The following is a 20,937-nucleotide window of genomic DNA, read 5'->3' on the forward strand; positions in this document are numbered from 1 at the left end:
TATCCACCGATGCTGAAAATAGAATTCGGTCCCAACCACAGCGCCGATTTTCATCAAGTCTCAAACGGCATGTGACCACCCTGAGGCGGCACCCTGCGCGCGCTCATCCTACGACGATCGCCAACCAGGCCACATTTCGTTCCCGCGTCTGCTTCGGCGCGGGAGTTCGCCTTTAAAAGCGGAGGAGCTTTCGCGTATAGGGTAGATAGCGAAGCGTAAACGGCGGTTTGAGGCTGCGCAGGTGATAACGCCATGCTGATGCAAAACGCCCCTGAAAACGATTCCGTTCTGCCATGACGTGAAGATGATTTCGGTACTTGGCTTCCAGGGCCGCCCGAAGATCTCTGGGCAGCCGTGCTTCACGCCGCAGGTCTTCGAGCAGTCTTGTCTCTCCCGGGTCGTGCGTATCGCGTTTAGATAACGAGTCCTCGGTATCGTTGTAGCGGGTCACGCTCTTGTCGTGAAACGATACTTTGTAGCCTTCCAACATCAGCCGGTACGCAATATACGTCCATTCGTGGTGATCACGATCGACGTCCAGGACGTCGCTGTTCACTGTCGCGGCTCGAAAGACCGTGTTGCCGGGCGATAGCCAGTTCTCTTCGACCAGACTGCGTAATGGATCGGCCGTATGTGCCGCCCATTGCTCCACCCATGGCTTCCCGCCCGAGGCAGACCGCCGCTCTCCATTCAGGACCAGCAGATCCCAGTCGAGCGATGCCGCCTGCTCCACCAGCACGGGACCGATTCCGTCGGCCAGCAACTCATCGTCGTCATCCAGATACATGAAGAATTCGCTCTCGACGAGTCGTCGACCCTGAACGACCGCGGCACCCGCCGAGGCGCGCGACATATAGTGGAAGACGCTGCCGTCGCGGCGTCGAAGCCTATCGACGAGATCGGGATCATAGCGCCGTCCGTTGACTACGATGATCGGATAAGCGGCCACGCTCTGAAGGTTGTCGATCGTATCCAGGGCCCGCAGCAAGGCATCCGCGCGATTCGCATCGGCCATCGTCCGCACGATCACGGCCAGCTCGGGGCCTTCGTGACGATGCCCCTGCGGGCCCTCGATACCGGGCCCGCTCACGGCCTGTTCGGCTCCGTCGGCACCACTCCGAACTGTGGGTTCGAACCGTAGTCGATCGGCAGGGTACGATCCATGAATCGGCGCCAGGCCTGTTCCGCATCGGGCCGATCCGCGCGCGCCGAAGCGGCAAGGCCGGGCTGAAAATTGGCGACGAAACCGGTTCCCGACTTCGGATAGCCAACCATGGTTCGCGGCGGAAAATTGAACCGCTGCTTGCCCTTGCTTTGTGTCAAGGCACGATTGAGCGCCTGCGGCTCGCACCCCGCATCCACCAGATCGGGAAACGAGTTCCGATAGACCTCGGCGAAACTGGTGTAGTAAGGCGACTTGCGCTTGTCGCGCAGGCGCACGTGGTAAGACGACGCCAGCTCCCAGCAGAAACCTGGCGCCGTCATTAGCCCGATCTGGAACTGACTGACCCAGTCGCGCAGCGCGTCGGCGCCGTCGAACCCCAGATCGGCCATATTGCCCGCGGACCACGCGAAGAAGGAATGCTGCCACGTAGCATAGCCCGTCCGCTGCTGGCCGCCGCTTGGATAGATCACGGAATAGTAACTGGTCACGGCGCCCAGCTTGTTCGCTTTCGGATTATGCGTGTACCTCTCGTTGTACCAGTCGATATTGCGGCGCACGACGTCGTTGAAATATGCCTTGTGCGAGGCTTCGTCCGGCAACAGGTAGGCGGCATAGGCCAACGAACGCAGCATCCAAGCCTGCCCCCTGAGCTGGGTATTGTGCACCAGCCCGGCGGCATAGTCGCGATACTTCGGGTTCTGCCACAACAACGCCCAGTTGGCCCAGAACCGCATCTCGCTCTCGTAGAACCAATCGCCGGTGGCGAGATAGGCCATGTAAGTCGGTGCAGGGTGGTGCGCTGCGTCCGCATTCAGCGGGCTCTTGCAGGCGGCCTTGCCTTCACCGCCGCAACCGGGCAAACGATCGTCGCCATGCGGCGGCACCGGACAGTCGGCGGTGCGAGCCGGCCAGAGCGTCGTGGCGCAGGGATGGGCTTTCAGTGACAGGGCGTTTCCGGTTTTCTTGTCACGATAGTGAACGCCGTATGCGCCCATCGCATCGCTGTTGGCCAGCATCCAGCGAAAGACACGATGGCCCGTGTTGATCGCGTAGGCACTGCTCCATCGCGGCAACGGGCCGATCTGCGGTTGCGCCCCCGTCGTCTGCATCTGCTTGTAGATGTCGCAGGCTCGCATGGGCGGGCAATCCTGCCTGACATCGGCGAGCATCTTATCCGACAGTTTGAACTCGCCGTAGGAGGGCACGGCGGGGGTCGACTGGAGGTACGCGGGATCCTGAGCTGCATGGAACGGCGCACGATCGCTGGCGCCCCACCAGCGGACCTCGTGCCAGCGTGCCTGTCGATAGTGCGTCACGTCTTCGTGAACGGTCGGCGCCTGACCGGGCACGTCGATGCGGGCGTCGTAGTCGTAGTTGCGGACGCCGTCGACGTACGCCCAGTTATTTTCGGTGACCACGTCGACGCGCACCCGCTGTACCGGCGTCGGACCATAGGCGCGTATGGCGAAATAGCTTGCCAAGTGCGAGTGCGCCCCTCCATCGGGGCCCGATACCGGTGCGCCGACGATCCATTCGGAGACCAGCGGGCCGGAAAGCCAGCGCCGACAGAAGAAATCGACGCCGTCACATCCCCCGGCTTGGCGCACACGCTCCACGAGATCCCGCGCCGACGCGCTCCATGTGCGACCCGATCGATCGAGACGCAACCGGGCGTCGAACTCGGTCGCCAGAACATCGCTCAGCTCCACAGACTTGCGATGATCCCCGCTGCTCCCGCCTTCCGTCTTGACCAGGGCGATCGCTGCATCGTCGGCATCACAGGGGACCTGAACGGTCACAACGGCGTGCCGGATCGAGCCGTCGTCATTCGTCGCACGGGCGTCGACCTGGGTAGGAAGCGGGCGACCGTTGTACTTGGCCACGAGCATCGATTCGCCGGGGAGATCGCCGGGACGAAACACCTGCCCGAACGTCACCGGGGCGGTGGCGCAATCCTGCCCAGTCAGTTTCTCAAGATGTATCCACGTGATCGTGCCGGGCGGCGCATCGGCCGGCGCTGCGAAAGCCGCGCGTTTTTGTCCTTGTGCTTGTGCCGGCGCCACGCTCCCCGCGCAAGCGCCCAGAAAGACAACGGCGACGGCGAGTACAGCAACGCGCGTCAAGGTGTTCAGGCCCGACGGCAAACGCCGCCGCGTCGCAGCAGTTTCTCTCATCGTTCTATCCCCGTCAGTTCGTCGAGCAACCCGGCCAGTTTCATGGCGCCGGCCTTGCGCGTGTAGCCACTCAGGGCTTTGGCATCGATCTCGGGCATGTCGTCACCATCCAGCCGAATCATGAAATCGCGGAGTACCGCTGCGATCTCTTCCGCATCGTCGATGGGCGCGCGCAGCGCCCCGCCGGTGGTACGCAACAGCTCGGCCGTATCGCTATCCGGCGGCGTCAGCGCAATAACGGGGCGTCCGATCCGAAGGTATTCGAATACCTTGGCCGGGATCTGCGCGTTGAACTCGCCGCCCTGAAACAGCAGCAGCCCGTGTGCGCCGGCTTGTTCGGCCAGCGCTTCCCTGTAACCCACCGGAGGCGCCAGCGTAACGATATCGTCGATCCCGAGACGGGCCAGTTCCTCGGCGTACGCCGCTTCGTGACCACTGGCTCTCAGGACGACTTCGAGCGTGTCCGGCGTTATGACCGAGGCTTCGCGAAGCCGGGCGATGGCCTCGAAAAAAGGAACCGGATTTCGACCTTCACGATACAACAGGCCACTGTGGACCAGCTTGACGGGGCCGCCAGCTCCCCGGCTCGGAGAGGGTACGGTTGCCACCGTTTCCCCTTCGAACCCGTTGGCAATGACATGCATTCGGTTCGCCGCGTCCGGAAACCGCTCCGCGTAGCGCGAGCGTGCCCCCGGCGTTGTGAATACGATCCGATCCGCACGCTTGATCGTCCAGCGTTCCATGGCACGCATGGCGCGCTTCTGCGCGGATGTTCCAGCCGGCACCACCGGGTCCCGAAAATCGGCGATCCACGGCAAACCGGACAATCGAGCCAGAGAAGCGCCGACGAGATGGGTCGTCGCAATGGGATAGGTCGACCACAGCGCGTCGATGCGTTGTCGGCGAATCAATCGCAGACCTGCCCGTACCGCGCTCGGGTACCACGATATCCAGCGGTCCGGAATAGCGGTCGCCGAAAGATAGCGCCCGCGCCAACCCAAGTGCCGACGCGCATCCAACGCCTGGCTGCGCTGGACGTGGACGTCGGCGGGTATGTCTTCCAGTCCCTGTGTGTCGAGCCGCTCGTAAACTCGGGGGGCGGGTGCCAGAACCCACGGCTTCCAGCGGCGTGCACGCAGATGCCGCGCAAAGGCGAGCGTGCGCAGACGACCCGTCGACGACGCATCCGGCGGAAAATGGAACGCGATCAGCAAAACCCTGCGATCCCCGCCCTTCGGGCCCGCAGCATCATCGTGTTCGTCACTCACGAGCAAGATTCCTCATGCGGATCAGTACCACGGCAGATCCTGCTGACCGCCGCCCTGTGTACCCGGGCGCAGCGGTCGTCCGATCGTCGGCCTTCGCCCGCCCACCGGGCGACGACCGGACGCCGGCCGCGGACTCTCCGTCGCGGTCTGCGGCTCGCCACTCGCATGGGCGCGCATCAGCAGCACGTCGAGCACCGTGGTCATGACTAGAATCTGATAGAACAGGTCGAAATACGGCATCGGCAGAAGCGATCCCGCCGCCGCATATGCGACGAGGCTGACCTGCATCATGCTGGCCAGATCCCCCATCCAGGCGGTATCGGGGCCCGCCCGCGCCTTGCGTCGAATGCGGGCGAGCCCGAACCAGCCGCCCGCGAGCATGGCGACGAACAACGCCAACCCCACGAAGCCGGCTTCGCCGAGCACCTGGAAGAAAATACTGTGGATCGCACGATGCACGGCATCCGGCGGCCCGTGCGTATCCCACATGGCGTCACTGGACCAGACCCGCATACCGCCGCCAAGCAGCGGATCATCGATCGCGACATTCACGGCGAACTTCCAGGAATTGATACGCCCCTGGGCAGACTTGTCCTGCTGGTACTCGTCGATCGTGTTCATGCGGCTGTACCACTCCTGCGGCATGAACGACGCAACCAGCACAGCCATGATCGGAACGACCAGAAAAAGCGAGGCCCGACGCCGGCTCTTGTAGATCAGCATCAGGACGGTGATGCCCAGCGCCAGCAGACCGCCACGAGAATAGGTACCGACGATGGCGACGGCGGTCAGCCCCATGAGTCCCCAGAGCCCGACCCGAACCCATTTGCGGTGATCCTGCAACTGCAGGTAACGCATGAGCGGCAGGCACATGCACATGACGAGCGCGAAACCGTTGGTGTCGCGGTAGAAACTCTTGATCGGCCCCATGACGTTGTGGCTCCCGCCGGTGATCAGCGTGAAGAAGCCGCCCTTGAATCCCCAGAAGCCGAACGAGAGCACGATGGTCCACAGCACCCAGTGCAGGCGCTGCTTGTCGGTGACCAGGATCGCCGTGAAATAGACCATGAGCATGATCTTGAAAAAGCGCACCCATTCGATCTCGGCCTGTGCGGGCACGACCGCATCCAGTGTCGACAACCCGGTCCAGAGCAGAAACAGCGTCATCAGCACCATCAACGGCGTCATGCGCAGCGCCTGGCGCTGCTGCGCGTGGGCCAGCGTGCTGACCATGGTGACCACGGCGACGATCATCACCCAGGGAAAGGCGGTGGCGAAGCCGTAGGCGATGCGGTGCGGATTCATGTAGCTGAACAGAATCCACAGCATCAGACCGATCACCGGCCGCATGAACGCCATGGGCACGGTGGCGGCAACGAACATCAGCAGCGCGAGCGCACGCATCAGTCGACCCCGGTCGCGGCCATGTAGCGCATGACCGCATCCATGTAGAACTTGGCGGCCCAGTTCGGATAGCGATGGCGCATGTATTCGCCCCGCATCGGCGCCGATCCCGCGATGGCGCCGCGCCGCGCGCCGCAGGCATGTGCCAGCGATTGACGACTCTGGTCGAAGGCGATGCAGCCACGGGCATGCTCGAGCCAGTCGGGCTCGTCCGCCGACGCACCCAGTTCCACCAGACGCAGCCAGACGACCGCCATCTGGACATTGCCGGTCAGGCAGGACCAGCGAGCGGCCGAACGCCAGTCGGCATCGAGACGGCCGGGCAGCGCGCCGTCGCGCCGCTGACCTGCGGCGACCGCAGCCGCCGCCGTACGCGCCCGATCGACGTAGGCCTCAACCCCGGCGACCGCGCCGACTTCCAGAACACCGCGTGTGGCATAGGCGATGGTATGGGTCAGCGGGCGATCATTGTGCTCGAGATCGTTGTGCGCGAACCAACCGTTGGGCTGCTGCTGCGTCAACGCCCAGTCGACGTTCGCGCAGGCGGCCTCGATGTAACGCGGCTCACCGAGCGTGCGCCCGGCCAGCGCCAGGCCGTAGGCCACGCGCGTGTTATAGACATTGACGCCCGCATGGGAGAACGGCGATCCGAATCGTCGCCACGCACCGTCGTCGTCCTGGGCGGCGACGAGCCAGTCGCTGGCGGCACGCAGCGATTCGGCGAATCGTGCCTCGCCGGTCTGCTCGTAGGCGGCCGCCCAGCCGAACAGCACCTGCCCGGTATTGAAGATCGTGGGCACGACCTTGGGCGCGTCCATGTTCCCCGCACGCACGCCGCCATCGGCCAGCTGGATCTCCGATTCCCACACGGCCATGCGAGTCGCACGATCGGCGAATTCCGCCCGGCCGGTGAGATGAGCGTAATCGTAGAGCGTCGGGATGATGTAGCCCGTGGTTTCCGGATACGACGCCGCCCACTGCTTTTTTTTCACGTCATAGTAGGCCGCCACGCCGTCGTCCGGCGTCGCATCCTGCGCTCGCGCCAGCCATTCCGCGGCCGCGTCCAGCCCCGGCCGTAACGACGCCAGCACCGGGCGGCCACCGCCCATCCGTCGGATCAAACCGGATACAAGACCCATCAACGATCACTCCGCAATAGTCGCTTCAAGCGTACCCGAACACGCGAGGCCAGCCGAGCGAGTTCCGGCCCCGGATCGTCGATGCGCCACAGGGCATCCACACTGCGCGCGCCCTCGATCGTCCGGGTTTCCTCGGCCGGCGTACGCTCGGCCGACTGGGTGTCCGACATCCGCTCGCGCCAGATTCGCCGCGCCGCACTCCCGCCGGCCGGCGGCGGGGCCAGACCACAGGCGCTCCGATAGGCGGCGAGCGGCAGATTCACGCCGTTGAGCGTGGCCACCTCCTCCTGGTAATCAGTGCGTCCCACCGTGGGCTCCACGACCACGTATCGGCCGCTACGCGGGTCTCGCTTGTATTCCATACTCGCCAGCCCGTGCACGCCGGCCTGCCGGAAGAACGCGGTGGTCGATTCGATGATTTCGACCGCCTCCGGCGCCGGGCCGCAACTGGCCGTGCCCCCCACCCGCGGCGGCCAGGAACGGATCTTGCGCCCGACGAAGCTCGTCGGCGCGGCCCCATCGGCCGGCAGGTGTTGAAGACAGAAGTATAGATCCGAATCGGTCCCCTCGATCCACTCCTGAACGATCACATCGGGCAGCACCGGCAGTATGCGCTCGACCAGCTCACGGGCCGGGACGTGCGTGTCGAACCGATACGCCTTGCTGAAGGCCGCCTCGTAGCCCGCATCCCGTCGGGCGGGTTTGACGATCAGGGGCGGCGTCAGCGCATCGAGTCCGCTCACATCCGCCGCACTCTGGATTCTCAGCGTTCTGGGTATCGCCAGTCCCGCGGCCTCGGCGGCAGCGCGCACGCCGTCCTTGTTCAACAGGGGCGCCAGCGTGTCGGGCGCCGACAGCGTCATTCGAAAACGCGTCGCCAGACGGGCGTAATGCGTCATGACGTGGACGACGCTTTCCTCCATCGTCAGTATCAGCACCGGCCGGTCCGCCGCATCGGCCGCCACACGCTCCAGCGTTGCGAGCAGCGCCTCGCCGCCACCGGCGGCGTCATAAAACACCTTGCGACCGTGACGGCTGCGCATCGCGGGCTCATCGCCATGCGTGCCGACGACGACGCTGGGTACGCCGGCGGCCGCCAGACTTCGCAGCACGCCCAGACCGTTCAAGCCGGCCCCGACGATCACCGCCGGCACGTTGTCGCTTGCCCTGCTCACGAGCGCGCCGTATCGCGACGATTCTCGCCCAGCAGCGACTCGTACAACGGCGCGTAGCGCGCCGCGCTGGCGCGCCAGGTACGCTCCTGTTCGACGAACCGGCGCCCCGCAGCGCGGACGTCATCCAGCTGCGCCTCGGGTGCGGCAGCCAGCTGTGCCACGCATTCGGCCAGCGCCGCCGGAGACTCGGGCTCGAACAGGAACCCGGTCTCACGATCGCGGATCAGTTCCCGATGCCCGCCCACGTCGGAGGCGGCGACGAGACGCGCCTGCGCCATGGCCTCCAGCGGCTTGAGCGGGGTGACGAGCTCGGTGAGCCGATGCCGCAGCCGCGGGAAGACCAACAGATCCATGAGCCCGTAATAGCGCTCGATCTGGTCGTGCGGGACGCGGCCCGTGAAGATCACGCGGTCCTCGAGACCCTGCGCCGACACGAGCGAGCGCAGTGCCGCCTCGTCCGGGCCGCCACCGACCAGAAGCAGCTTGAAGCGCCCATCCCGCAGCGGCGGCTGCGCCATGGCCCGCACCGCGATATCGAGGCCCTCGTAGCGATAGAACGAACCGGCGAAACCGAGTACATAGTCGTCCGACAGACCCAGCGACGACGCCAGCTCGGCATCTTCGGGCAGGTGCGTGGTGAATCGCTCGACGTCGACCGCGTTGGGTATCACGGTGATGCGATCGTCGGCCACGCCGCGTTCGGCGATCGCGCCGCGCAGCCCGTCACAGATCGTCGTGACTGCATCCGCGCGCCGCATGGCGAAGGTCTCGGCCGCACGCGTCGCGCGATAGCGCGCGTCGCCCTCGCGGCAGCTGCCGTGTTCCACCGCGGCGTCCTCCCAGAACGCACGAATCTCGTAGACCAGCGGCAGGCCATGACGCCGCGCCACGCGCCAGGCCGGCAGCGCGTTGAGCACCGGCGAATGGGCGTGAATGAGCGCAGGCCGGGCGGTTTCGACCAGCCGCTCCAACCGCCGTTCGATAGCGCGCATGACGGCCAGCTCCCCTGCGATCGGCGCCTGCGCGAGGCGGCCACGCGGCGACGGCGTTCGATGGAAATGCCAACCATCGGCATCCGCCTCCAGACAATCGCCGCTGTCCTGCTTGGGACCGGTCATGAGCACCGGCTCCCATCCCAGCGCGACCTGCTCGCGCATCAGCGCCAGCGTGCGAAAGGTGTAACCGCTGTGCAGCGGCGCGGAATGATCGAGTACGTGCACTATCCGCATGCGTCAGTCCGCCGCTCCGTTGGTCACGCGGCTCGTCTCCGACGCCGCGCCGTGATCGAGAATGTTCCGAAACATGCGCAGTTGACCGCGCGTCGTGGTGTCCCAGCCGAAATCCTCGGCGTAATGCCGCCGCCGTCGCCGCCCCTCGGGCATGATCGCCTCGCCGTCGAGCTCGGCCCAGGCTCGAGCCACGGCAGCGCCCGTTCGCGCCTCGATCAATACGCCGGCCGGCGCACCGGTGATGACCTCCGGAATGCCGTCGACGTCGGTCGCGATGACCGCGGTACCGCAGGCAATCGCCTCGAGCACCACGTTCGGCATACCTTCCGAGCGCGCCGCCAGCACCAGCGCGTCGGCGGCGCTGTAATACATCGGCAGGTCGTCGTGCTCGATCGCACCCAGAAAACGTACGCGGTCGACAACGCCCAGCCGGCTCGCCTGATCGCGCAGACCGTCTTCCAGCGGCCCGTCGCCGGCGATCAGCAGCGTGACGGTCGGCACGTGCACGAGCGCGTCGATCGCGACATCCACGCCCTTGCGCTCGATCAGGTGGCCGACACACAGCCACACGGGGCCGTTCACACCAAGCGCTGCACGGTCGGCTTCGCGATCCCGCGGGGCGAAACGCGTCAGATCGACGCCGTTGCGCAGCACGCTGATACGATCACGGTCGATGCCGAGCGCTTCGAGCCGAGCCGCCAGCGAGCGTGAAACCGTCACCAGACCGCTCGCCCGGCGTGCGGCGCGCCGGATCTGATGCCCGGGACCTCGCATGCCGGCGATCTGGTTCAGATCCGCACCCCGGGCCGTGACGACGAACGGCCGGCGAAACCAGCCGGCAAGCCAGGCCGCGGCCACGCCGTCGGGATAGAAATAATGGCTGTCGATGAGATCGAAATCGAACCCCTCGCGCCGCCAGCGTTTCAGCGTCGCGCGGACCGATCGGGCCATCGTCAGTGGCGACAGCATCATGCCGACCTTCGGCACGACGAGATAGCGCGGATGTTCGACGAGGATGCCGTGGCGCACTTCCCGTTTCGGCACCGCCGCCATGCGCGCATAGCGACCGAAACGTTCGTGCGTGGAAAAGAACCACGGCACCGGCGCGACCACGCGCGCCTCGACCTCGCCGGTAGCCACCAGCTGGCGCAGGCGCTCCTCCACGAAAATACCGTGGCGCGGCTGCCGACTGTTCGGATACAGACCGGTCACCACCGCAACCCGCATCGGGCGCCTCTCCGCGCGCGTCATCGGGCGTGCTCGGCCGGCGGCTGCATCGTCATGTACGGCGCGCCGATCTCGCTGCGCGCTACGATCGCCATGACCTTCTCGACCGTGTCCGCGTCGAGTTCCTCACGCCAGCGCCAGGCGGAGATTTCCGGGTCCTTGTACACGCTGTAGTACCCGGAGCGCGCACTGCGCGTACTCCGCGCGACGAAATCGGCCGTCTGCTCGTTCCAGGACAGGCCGCATGCGTCGAACAAGGCCCGCAACCGCGTTTCCGGCGCCCGACAGACGTCCTCGTAATAGACGCAGTGATAGCGTCCGGCATCACGGCTTTCCCGCCACGCCTTCTCATTGATCAGCACCCAGCGCCAGGCGAGACGCTCGACCGGCGTCAGCGTCTTCATGCGATCGATGGCAATGCCGTAGCGCTCACCGAGCGGCGTGCCCTCGACCGCGGCAAAGATCCCGTAGTCCTCGCTGTTGGAATTGGCGCTCGAAAAGCTGTTACCCGCCAGACCGCGGTTCACGGATGCGATATAGCCGCAGGGGTGACGCAAGAGATGCACGCCCCGGGCCTCCGGTAGCACCGTGAGCGCGGTGCCGAGACGGCCCAGGGAGTTGATCGACTTCCACACGATCCGGCGATCGGCGTACCGACGGGCGTTGACGTGAAACAGGACGGGGAAATCCGGGTAGAAGCGGCTGACCACGCGCGCGAACTCGACGCCGACATCCATCAGCCGTGCGCGCGGCGTCGACATATAGGCCTTGGCGAACAGGGGGCGCTTACCGGCCACCCGCTGCGCGCGGATATCGGGCAGGCGCGCCACGAACTCCTGCAGCTCCCGGGCATGGTCCGCGGCATCATCGAGAGACGGATCGCGCGGCATCGCAAGCGGCGACCAGCTGTCCGGCTCGTGCCGATACAGCACGTCCGGATGGCTGTCGAACAACTTGCCGATCCAGGTCGTGCCCGACCGGGGCATGCCGAACAGCAGGATGTAGCCATCGCCCGTCACGGTATCCCGATCAGGCATGAGCCGGCTCCGCCGTCGTCGTGACGTCGTGCGTCGCTCCACCGAGCTGACGCGCGAGAAAGCGCGAGAGCATCAGCAGCGACCAGATCGCGGGGCCGTGATCACGCCGCCCGGAGACGTGCTGTTCCCACAGGTCGGCGAGTGCGCTGCGGTCGAACACGCCGCAGTCGACCAGCGGCCCCGCCGTGAGCGCGCCTTCGCCGGCGTCGCGCAGCGGCCCGCGGAACCAGTCCGCGATCGGCGCGGAGAATCCCTGCTTGCGGCGGTACAGGATGTCGTCCGACAGGTGCCCCTCAAAGGCTTTCTTGAGCACGTACTTGCCTTGTCCCCGATGCAGTTTGAGGTCGGGGCGCAGGCTCGCGGACCAGCCCACGAACTCGTGATCCAGCAGCGGCACGCGCACCTCGAGCCCGTGCGCCATGCTGGCCCGGTCGACCTTGGTGAGGATATCGCCCGGCAGCCAGGTCTTGAAATCCAGATACTGGGCGATCGAGAGCGCGTGCTCGGTGCCGGCGTTATCGCCGTGCGCGCGGAACAGGTCCCGCGCGCGATAACCGTCGAGTTCGGACTTGAACGCCGTGCTGTACAGGCGCTCGCGCAGATCCTGCGGGATCACGGAGACGCTGTGGCAGTAGGCCTCCGCCGTGTCCATGGCCAGCGACTGGAAGGTGGTCTTGGCCCTGAACACGCGCGGCGCCCAATCCATTTTCGGGTAGAGCGCGCCAAGCACACCAAACACCGGCTTGCGAATCGAGGCCGGCAGCTTGGCGCGCGCACGCGATTCGTTCCAGTGCAGCCGATGGCGACGATACCCGGCGAAGTTCTCGTCGCCGCCGTCGCCGGACAGCGCGACCTTCACCTGCTGCCGGGCGAGCTCGCAGACGCGATAGGTCGGCAGCGCGGAGCTGTCGGCAAAGGGTTCGTCGTAGACGTCGACCAGCGTATCGATGAGGCCGAATTCCTGACTCGCGATCCGATGCTCACGATGATCGGTGCCGAACTGACGCGCGACCTGACGGGCGTGGTCGGATTCGTCGAAGTCGGCATGGTCGAAGCCGATCGCGCAGGTCTTGACCGGCTCGTCGGAGGCACCGGCCATGAGCGAGACCACCGCGCTGGAATCCACACCCCCGGACAGAAACGCCCCGAGCGGCACGTCCGCGACCAGACGCATGCGCACCGCCTCGTCCAGCCGCTCGTGCAGCTCGGTGGCCGTGGCCTCGGGCGCGTCGCTCTGTCGGGTCTCGAAGTCCAGATCCCAGTAGGCCGTCGGCGACGGCGCCGCACCGGGCTGCCATGACAGCGTGTGCCCGGCGGCCAGCTTGAAGGTGTCGCGGAAGATCGCGTACGGCTCGGGCACGTAGCCGAGCGCGAGATAGCATTCCAGTGCCCGCGGCTCGACGCTGCGCCCGATGCGCGGGTGCGCCATCAAGGTCTTGAGTTCGGAGCCGAAGACGAGATCGCCGTCGGCCGTCAGCCCGTAGTACAGGGGCTTGATGCCGAGCCGGTCGCGGGCAAGAAACACGCGCTGTGTCTGCGCGTCCCAGATCGCGAAGGCGAACATGCCGCGCAGATGATCGACGCAGGACTCGCCCCAATGCTGCCAGGCCCGCAGCAGCGTTTCCGTGTCACAGTGACCGTCGAAATGATAACCGGCCTGCTCGAGCTCGGCGTTGAGCGCGCGGTAGTTGTAGATCTCGCCGTTGTAGACGAGCGTGTAGCGCCCATCCTCGCTACGCATCGGCTGCTCGCCGCTGGCCGGATCGATGATCGTCAGCCGACGATGACCTAGCCCCGCCCCGGCCAGCAGCGCGCAGTCGTGCTGATCCGGCCCGCGGTGCGCCTGCGCCGTGTTCATCGCCTCGAGGGTCGCCCGTTCGGGGGTGCGTCCGTCGGCGGTGACGATGCCTGTCAATCCACACATAGCGTCGAGTGCTAGTCTCCGAGCAACTGGTCGTAGAGGCGTATGTAGCCGTCGGTCATGGCCGCCACGCTGAACGCCTCGCACACGCGGGCCCGGCCGGCTTCGCCGTAGGCGCGCCGGGTCTCCGGTGCCGCGGCGAGCGACCGCATCGCTTCGGCCAGCGCCAAGGCGTCGCCGGACGGCACGAGCATGCCGGTGCGTTCCGGGGCCACCAATTCCGGGTTGCCACCCACCGCCGTGGCCACCACCGGCAGGCCGCTGGCCATGGCTTCGAGGATCGTCAGCGCCACGCCTTCGGCCACCGACGAGCAGACGTAGATGTCCAGGTCGCGCAGCACCGCCTCGACGTCATCGCGCGAACCCGGCAGCCGGACCCGGTCCGCGAGACCGTATTCGGCCACCCGCGCCTCGAGTGCGGCCCGCGCCGGGCCGTCGCCGACGATGACGAGTCCCAGCCGCTGATCGCCCTCGGCCGCGCAGGCTTCGGCGAAGGCATCGATGAGCGTGTCGAAGCCCTTCACCGGGTCGAGACGCCCCACCGTACCGAACAATATATCGCACGCAACCAGATCCGGTGCGGCGCGATCGATTCCAATCTCGCTTTCGGACGGCGTGTAGCGCGCGGTATCGATTCCGTTATAGATCAGCTGCGTGCGCGCGCGCCCGACCCGCACCTCGTCCACAAGCCAGCGTTCGAGATCCGCGGACACCGGCACGAAACGGCTGATGGCCGGCGCCAGCACTCGCCGCATCCAGCGATATCTGGGATTGCTGCCCTGCGGATCCGAAACATCGCGCCCGTGCTCGGCGTGCACGATCCGCCGAACGCCGGCGAGCCGCGCCCAGAAGGCCACGTCCAGCGCCCCGATATTGTAGGTGTGCACGATGGCCGGACGCAGCGCACGCAGCCGGCGCGTCAGGCGCAGATAGGCGGCCACGTCCTTGCCCGGCCGCTTGCCCAGCGCCTCGACCGGCACTCCGAGGGCTTCGGCCCGATCGGCGCGCACGCCCCGGCCACGCAGGCAGAGGACGCGATGCGAATAGCGATCACAGGTTCGCGCAATGACGGTGAGCGCCACCGTTTCCATACCGCCGACACCGAATTCGTCCAGCACATGCACGATCACCGGTCGCGCCGCGGCGATCGGATGCTCGGCGTGGGCCTGGGTCCGCGGCATGCCGGTCACGACCGTTCGCGCTCGACGGCTTCGACCGCGGCGCGGGCCATGTCGACGAGCGCTGCGTCGTCCTCCGCAGCCGCAGCGGAGGCCTGCGCCAGACGCAGCACGGCCACATCGCCGGGCTGGCCGGAGAGCATATACAGCGCCTGCCATGCACGCAGCATGGGCCCGGGGTTGAGCCAGCGGTCACCGATGCGCGCCACGGACCAGATCTCCAAGCGCTGACTGGCGTTGCGGCGCTGAAGTTCGAGCCGCCGGAATGTCGGCGCGGCGTCGCCCGTCAACGCCGCACTGCCCTGCCGCAGCACCTGCCAGCGTTGGTCGTCATGGACGCGATCCGCAGCATCGTCCGGCGCCAGGCGGACATAGTCGACGCGAATCGCGCCCTGACTCTCACCATAGACACGGCTGACATGCGGGCGCTCGGAGGCCAGCGGCATTCCGGGCCCGTCCCACGGGCCGGTATCGTCCGCCTTCTTTCCGGCCAGCGTCTGCGGCAGCGTCGGCGCGGCCCGGTCCGCGGCATGCGCCATGGCGCTGGCGACGCCGAACCAGACCGCGGGGACGAGGATCACGACCATCGCCAGAGCGGTGACCACGATCGCTCGCCGGCCGGCCACCGGCCGGTCGGCGGCTGCCGCGGCCGGCGGTCGGGGCGGCGGCTCGTGCCACGGCCAGCCCGCGAGAAACAGCAACACCAGAACCGTGCCGAAGAACTGCCAGCCGAAGATGGCGTGATCGGTTCCGGTGGCGTATTCGAGACCGAAGTATTCGCCGATGAGGATCGTGAAGAACACACGCAGACCGTTGGCGATGATCGGCACGATCATCGAGGCCGCGATGAAGATCAGGCGCCGATGCAGGCTCTGATAGAACAGATAGGCGTAGAGCACGCCGAAGGCGGTCGTGGCGACGAAGAACTTGATCCCGCTGCAGGCTTCGGCGACATGCCAGGCCGAGACCGGCGTATCGATCATGTGCCCGCTCATGAACACCGGCACATCGGTGAATCCGAGTGCGAACACCGACAGATGCGCGGTCACCGTCTGCAGCGGCTCGACCATGAAATTGCCGAACGGGATCGCGAACAGCACATAGCCCATCGGAAACGCCAGCACGCGCGCGACGGCCCGCCCGTAGAAGACATAGATCAGCACCGGCCACATCGCCACCACGGCGACGTGCTGGAACAGGTTGATGCGCGCCGCCGCGCCGATCAGCCACAGCCCGCCGAGACCCAGGGCGAGCAACAATGCCCGCGGCCGCGGCTCGGCGGCCACGCGCGCCAGCCAGGCGCGGCGCCCCCAGACCAGGACCGCACAGACCGGAAAGATGAGATAGGCGTATTCGAACGTACCGGTACGCCCCCAGGTCGCGACGAGCGAGGCATAGGTCGAGACGAACGCCGCGACATAGACCGCCATGGTCAGCACGAAACCCGCGTGCAGGGCCCGGTTGACCGATGCACCGGCCGCGGTCGTACCCGACATCGTGCCCGCCGTCGTCCCGGCGCGGCTCATGCCGACAGCCCCGCGGTCGTGCCCGACATCGCCGCACCAGCCGACTCACCGACACCGACCAGCGACCGCAACTCGGCGAAGCGCGCGTCCCAGCCGTAGTGGCGCAGCACGTAATCCCGGGCGCGGCCGGCGGCCTCGGCGCGGCCGGTCTCGCGGCCGAGAATCTCGACGACCGCGCTGGCGAAATCGTCTGCCGTGCCGGCAACCGGGGCCACCTGCGCCGGCGCGGGTACCAGTCCGGCGGCCGCCTGCTCGGTCATCACCGTGGGCCGCCCCATCGCCAGCGCCTCGAGCACCTTGTTCTGGATGCCGCGCGCGATCCGCATGGGTGCGATCGCGGCGTCGGCATGCGCGAGATACGGCCGCACGTCCGGCACCGCGCCGGTGACCTGCACCCCGGGATGCGACGCCAGCGCGCGAACACGCGCTGTCGGGCGGGTGCCGACGATGCTCAGACGGGCCTCGGGCCGCGTCTCCCGAATCCGGGGCAGCACGGCCTCCACGAACCAGACCATCGCATCGGCGTTGGCACCGTAGTCCATGGCCCCGGTGAACACGAGTTGCGAGCCCGTCTCGTTCCCGTACGGGTTGTCGTACCCGAGACCGGGATCGAAATAGTCCGCATCCACGCCGTTGCCGAGGGCATGCACGCGCCCGGCGACTTCGGGCGCGGCACGGCGAAAGAAGTCGGCCTCGGCCTCGGAAACGAAAACACTGGCGTCGAACCGGGCCGCGAGCGCGCGCTCGCCCTGGAACAGCCGCTTCGCCTCACGCGCATAGACCCAGCGCATCGGCAGGCGGCTGCTGCCGGCATACTGGTGCCACTTGTCGGAATCGACGTCGACGAAATCGAGCACGCGGCGCACATCGCTCCCCGCGTCCAGGGCATAGGGCGCCATCGTCGACGAGAACACGAACACCGCGTCGATGGGATGCTGGCCGAGTACGCGGCGCACCCAGCGGGTCATGGCACGGTCGCGGTAGTAGCCGAAACTCAGGGCCTCACCGCGCCAGAGACCGTTAAGGCTCCGCGCCTTGGCACGCAGCCCCGGCAGCGGCCGATAGCACTGCTCCGCGCACAGTCCGTCGAGCGCCTCGCGATGCGACCAGTCCGCGGGATCGTCCACGAAGGTGCCCAGGTGCACGCGGTGGTGCGCCGCAAGCGCGCGCAGCCAGTGATAGGCACGAATCTTGTCGCCCTTGTTCGGCGGATACGGAATGCGGTGGCAGAGAAAGAGGATGTCGCCCATGGCGGGAGTCTCAGCCCAGATTGCGTGACAGCAGCGGCCCGATCACGCGCGTGACCGGGATCGGCAGTTTCTGCCATGCCCGGATCACACGCTGGTAGCGCGGATTGGCCGGGCTCAGATCGGGCAGGCTGTCGGCCTCGACCAGATAATACTCGTAGGCCAGCGGCTGCGGCTCGAAACCCCAGTGGCGCTTGAAGTGAAACGGGCCCGTCTCGCGCTTGCTGCGCCCGAAGTCGAAAACCCGCACGCCTCGCGCCGCGGCATGCGACATCAGCGCCCAGTAGAGATAGTCGTTGGCCTTGAGCTCGCGGGCGCGCTCGCCGGCGCCCGCATAGTAGGGCAACACCTCGTCGCGGAAATAGAAGCTCAGCACGCTGGCCACCGGCTCGCCCTCGTGGGTGATGGTCAGCACTTCGACGGCGTCGCCGAAGGTCTCCAGCAGCAGCGTCATGTATTTCTTGGAGAACACCGGCGTGCCGAGATTGCGCAGGCTGTAGGCGTAGAGCGGATACAGGCGCTCGACGTCGCTGTCGATCTCGGCCGCCATCCCGAGCTTCATCGCCTTGCGCACGACCGCCCGCTGCTTGCGCGGAATCGCCTGGAGATTGGCCTCGTCGTCGGCCGCGATCTCGCGCCGAAACGTGTAATAAAGATCCTTGCCGTGCCAGTCGGCGTGGCGCGGTGTGCGCTCGCGGGCCTCCAGATAGTCCACGCCGAGACGACGCGCCAGCTCGCAGGCATGGGCATAGAGCGCGGCCTCGGCACGCTCGGTGGCCGCCAGCGCGCCCCCATAGACGCAGAACGGGGTCGAGATCAGCGCGTTCGCGAACAAACGACTCTTGACGTGCACCAACGGCAGCACGCCCTCGATCCGTCCGTCCGTTTCCGCGTACAGGAAGTGGCAGCGGTGGCCGAACGCCCCCTCGATGACGCGCTTCCAGCCGGCCTGGTGGAAGAAGGTGGCGTCGGGCGCTTCGGCCACGAACGCATCCCAGCGATGGGTATCCGTATCGAGCACGTGAACGACGGGCGTGCTGGCGGTCATGAGGCTCTCGCAGTCTTGTACGGCGGGTTGTCGAACACGTCGCGATGGGTCGAGGCAGCGCCCTCGACCGGAAACACGCGATCCATGCGATCCCAGCGGAAGTCGGCCAGCAGCCGCGCCAAGCGCGGCTCGACGCGGTGAAGGTTGAGATAATGACGAAAACGCGTCTTCAGGCTCACGCCCGGCACCCGCGGCTGGGCCGGGTCCAGCTCCCAGGGGTGGAAATAGAACAGCGCCGCCCGGCCGTCGCGCCGGTTCACGCGGCGCAGGGCCGCGCGGGTCAGCGCATACGGGTAGAGCCGGAAGAACCCGCCGCCCGCGCAGGGGAAACGTTTGCCGCCGGCCTCGACCGTGGTCACCGGGATCTCCAGGATGCCGCTGTCTTGGACCCGGAACGCGAACCGCGGCGCCTCGGCCATGCCGTAGGCGTCGTGCGCACCCGGAAAGATGCTCGAGCTGTAGACGTGACCGGCTTCGGCCAGCTCGTCAAGCGCCCAGAGATTGGTGCGGCCGATGGAGTAGCTGGGGGCGCGATACCCCCGGACACGCTGCCCGGTCACGTCCTCCAGCATGCCCTTTGCCCGCCGGATGTCGGCAGCGAAGGTCGCGCGATCCTGGTTGATCACGCGGACATGATGCATGCCGTGACTGGCAATCTCGTGACCGGCATCGACCACGCGCCGCAGCATCCCGGGATGGCGCTCGGCGATCCAGCCGAGCGTGAAGAACGTCGCGCGCACGCCGGCGAGCTCGAACATCGCCAGAATACGATCCATCGCCGCTTCCACGCGCCCCGGAATGGTTTCCCAGCGTTCGAAGGGCACATGCGACTCGAACGCCGATACCTGGAAGTACTCCTCCACGTCGACGCTCATGGCATTGATCGGATTGGCGTCCGTCGCGGCCAACGGCTCGGAGACGAATGCGTCACTCATAGCGACGCCCCCAACGGAAATAGCGGGTGAGTGCCGAATCCTCGGTCTCGCTGAAGCGCGACTGCGACGACCAGGACAGCTTCTCGTCGTCGATCTCGGCGGCCGGCGCCGCCGACGCATCGGGCTCAGCCGGGGTTTCGGCATCCGCCGGCTGCGATGCATCCGCGTTAGCGTCGGCGTCGGTTCGAGGCGTCTCATCGGGCGCGTGTGACAGCAGCGTCTCCAGACGCTCGACCCGCAACAGCGCATCCACCAGTGCCCGCTGTTCCGCGCTGGCCGCATGCTCGGCCAGCAGGGTATCGGCGCGCGCGTCGCCGTACTGCCGCCGCAAGGCCCGCTCGAGCCCGGCGACGCGGTCGGTGAGCGCGGTGACCGATGTGTTCGCGCTCGTCGACACCGCGCTGTGGGTGCCGCTCGGCGCGGGCGCGTCGTCGAGCGCCAGGTCGTCACTGGCGAACTCGTCCTCGAACTCCTGGATGACGACCTCGAGGTCCTCGACCGTGAGCATCATCCGCTCGTCGAGATAACCGTAGAGCAGCAGTCGATCCATGATCAGATTGATGCGGCGCGGAATGCCGCCCGCCCATTCATGCACACGGGCATAGACGCCCTGCTCGAACGACGGCTGCCCGGACCGCCAGCCGACCTTCTCCAGACGATGCTCGATGTAGCCGGCGATCTCGTCGGCATCCAGCGGCGTGAGATGGTACGAGGCCACGATGCGCTGACGCAGATGCGCCATGGACGGGCGCGACAGCACGCTGCGCAACTCGGTCTGGCCGATCAGAATCACCTGCAGCAGCGCCTGGCCATCGGCCTGCAGATTGGAGATTACCCGCAGCTCCTCGAGCGCCTCGGGGCTGCAGGTCTGGGCCTCGTCAACGATCAGCAGCGACCCGCGCGACCGATTCGGCGCCAGCTTCGCCACCAGGGCGTCCAGCAGCTCAAACTTGGAGCGCGCCTTGTACGCCACGCCGAACGCGCCGGCCACCGCCGGCAGCACCGCATCGCCGTCGACATTGGCCATGGCCACGCGTGCGATCGACAGATGCTGGGTCTGCAGCTGATTGAGCAGCGTCTGCAGCAGCAGGGTCTTGCCGGTGCCGACATCGCCGGTGATGACGACGAACCCTTCGTTGCGCTCCACGCCGTAGATCAGATACGACAGGCCCCGCGTGTGATTGCGGCTTTCGAACAGCAGCCGCGGATCGGGCATGAGCTGGAAGGGGCGCCCCTTCAGCTTGTAGAAACGTTCGTACATGCG

16 protein-coding genes are annotated in these 20,937 nt (G+C 66.8%); all 16 read right to left on the bottom strand.

Annotated features, from left to right (window positions below):
• Window positions 1-172: 172 nt before the first annotated feature.
• The 16 genes from SAOR_RS07475 to SAOR_RS07550 are packed head-to-tail and all read right to left on the bottom strand — an operon-like array spanning window position 173 to window position 20,934.
• The gene (locus SAOR_RS07475) at window positions 173-1,090 is read right to left on the bottom strand and encodes a hypothetical protein (protein ID WP_123630872.1); all 918 of its coding nucleotides are present in this window, start codon (window positions 1,088-1,090) and stop codon (window positions 173-175) included.
• On the bottom strand, window positions 1,087-3,339 hold the full coding sequence (locus tag SAOR_RS07480) for a hypothetical protein (protein WP_123630873.1): 2,253 nt from the start codon (window positions 3,337-3,339) through the stop codon (window positions 1,087-1,089). Before SAOR_RS07480 ends, SAOR_RS07475 begins: the two co-directional genes overlap by 4 nt.
• Window positions 3,336-4,607, bottom strand: a complete 1,272-nt coding sequence (locus tag SAOR_RS07485) for a glycosyltransferase (RefSeq protein ID WP_123630874.1) — start codon at window positions 4,605-4,607, stop codon at window positions 3,336-3,338. Before SAOR_RS07485 ends, SAOR_RS07480 begins: the two co-directional genes overlap by 4 nt.
• A 21-nt stretch (window positions 4,608-4,628) precedes the next feature.
• The gene (locus tag SAOR_RS07490) at window positions 4,629-6,011 is read right to left on the bottom strand and encodes a putative O-glycosylation ligase, exosortase A system-associated (RefSeq protein WP_123630875.1); all 1,383 of its coding nucleotides are present in this window, start codon (window positions 6,009-6,011) and stop codon (window positions 4,629-4,631) included.
• Window positions 6,011-7,150: a prenyltransferase/squalene oxidase repeat-containing protein gene (locus SAOR_RS07495; RefSeq protein ID WP_123630876.1), complete on the bottom strand. Its 1,140-nt coding sequence runs from the start codon at window positions 7,148-7,150 to the stop codon at window positions 6,011-6,013. The genes SAOR_RS07490 and SAOR_RS07495 overlap by 1 nt, the downstream gene beginning before the upstream one ends.
• Complete coding sequence (locus SAOR_RS07500; RefSeq protein WP_123630877.1) at window positions 7,150-8,325, bottom strand: carboxylate--amine ligase; 1,176 nt, start codon at window positions 8,323-8,325, stop codon at window positions 7,150-7,152. The genes SAOR_RS07495 and SAOR_RS07500 overlap by 1 nt, the downstream gene beginning before the upstream one ends.
• Window positions 8,322-9,554 (bottom strand): TIGR04063 family PEP-CTERM/XrtA system glycosyltransferase, encoded by a 1,233-nt coding sequence (locus SAOR_RS07505; protein ID WP_123630878.1) that lies wholly within the window; start codon window positions 9,552-9,554, stop codon window positions 8,322-8,324. Before SAOR_RS07505 ends, SAOR_RS07500 begins: the two co-directional genes overlap by 4 nt.
• 3 nt (window positions 9,555-9,557) lie before the next feature.
• Window positions 9,558-10,781 (bottom strand): glycosyltransferase family 4 protein, encoded by a 1,224-nt coding sequence (locus SAOR_RS07510; RefSeq protein WP_123630879.1) that lies wholly within the window; start codon window positions 10,779-10,781, stop codon window positions 9,558-9,560.
• 20 nt (window positions 10,782-10,801) lie between these two features.
• On the bottom strand, window positions 10,802-11,818 hold the full coding sequence (locus SAOR_RS07515) for a sulfotransferase family protein (RefSeq protein WP_123630880.1): 1,017 nt from the start codon (window positions 11,816-11,818) through the stop codon (window positions 10,802-10,804).
• Window positions 11,811-13,742 (bottom strand): XrtA/PEP-CTERM system amidotransferase, encoded by a 1,932-nt coding sequence (locus SAOR_RS07520; RefSeq protein ID WP_123630881.1) that lies wholly within the window; start codon window positions 13,740-13,742, stop codon window positions 11,811-11,813. The genes SAOR_RS07515 and SAOR_RS07520 overlap by 8 nt, the downstream gene beginning before the upstream one ends.
• An 11-nt stretch (window positions 13,743-13,753) precedes the next feature.
• The gene (locus SAOR_RS07525) at window positions 13,754-14,920 is read right to left on the bottom strand and encodes a TIGR03088 family PEP-CTERM/XrtA system glycosyltransferase (protein ID WP_123630882.1); all 1,167 of its coding nucleotides are present in this window, start codon (window positions 14,918-14,920) and stop codon (window positions 13,754-13,756) included.
• 5 nt (window positions 14,921-14,925) lie between these two features.
• The gene (gene xrtA / locus SAOR_RS07530; protein WP_185015585.1) at window positions 14,926-16,413 is read right to left on the bottom strand and encodes an exosortase A; all 1,488 of its coding nucleotides are present in this window, start codon (window positions 16,411-16,413) and stop codon (window positions 14,926-14,928) included.
• Window positions 16,414-16,439: 26 nt separating this feature from the next.
• Window positions 16,440-17,693, bottom strand: a complete 1,254-nt coding sequence (locus tag SAOR_RS07535; RefSeq protein WP_123630884.1) for a TIGR03087 family PEP-CTERM/XrtA system glycosyltransferase — start codon at window positions 17,691-17,693, stop codon at window positions 16,440-16,442.
• A 10-nt stretch (window positions 17,694-17,703) separates the two neighbouring features.
• Window positions 17,704-18,738, bottom strand: a complete 1,035-nt coding sequence (locus SAOR_RS07540) for a FemAB family XrtA/PEP-CTERM system-associated protein (RefSeq protein WP_123630885.1) — start codon at window positions 18,736-18,738, stop codon at window positions 17,704-17,706.
• Complete coding sequence (locus tag SAOR_RS07545; protein ID WP_221179915.1) at window positions 18,735-19,673, bottom strand: XrtA system polysaccharide deacetylase; 939 nt, start codon at window positions 19,671-19,673, stop codon at window positions 18,735-18,737. Before SAOR_RS07545 ends, SAOR_RS07540 begins: the two co-directional genes overlap by 4 nt.
• Complete coding sequence (locus tag SAOR_RS07550) at window positions 19,666-20,934, bottom strand: ExeA family protein (protein ID WP_185015586.1); 1,269 nt, start codon at window positions 20,932-20,934, stop codon at window positions 19,666-19,668. Before SAOR_RS07550 ends, SAOR_RS07545 begins: the two co-directional genes overlap by 8 nt.
• Window positions 20,935-20,937: the final 3 nt, after the last annotated feature.

The organism is Salinisphaera orenii subsp. orenii MK-B5 (genome assembly GCF_003788635.1).
GTDB lineage: Bacteria > Pseudomonadota > Gammaproteobacteria > Nevskiales > Salinisphaeraceae > Salinisphaera > Salinisphaera orenii.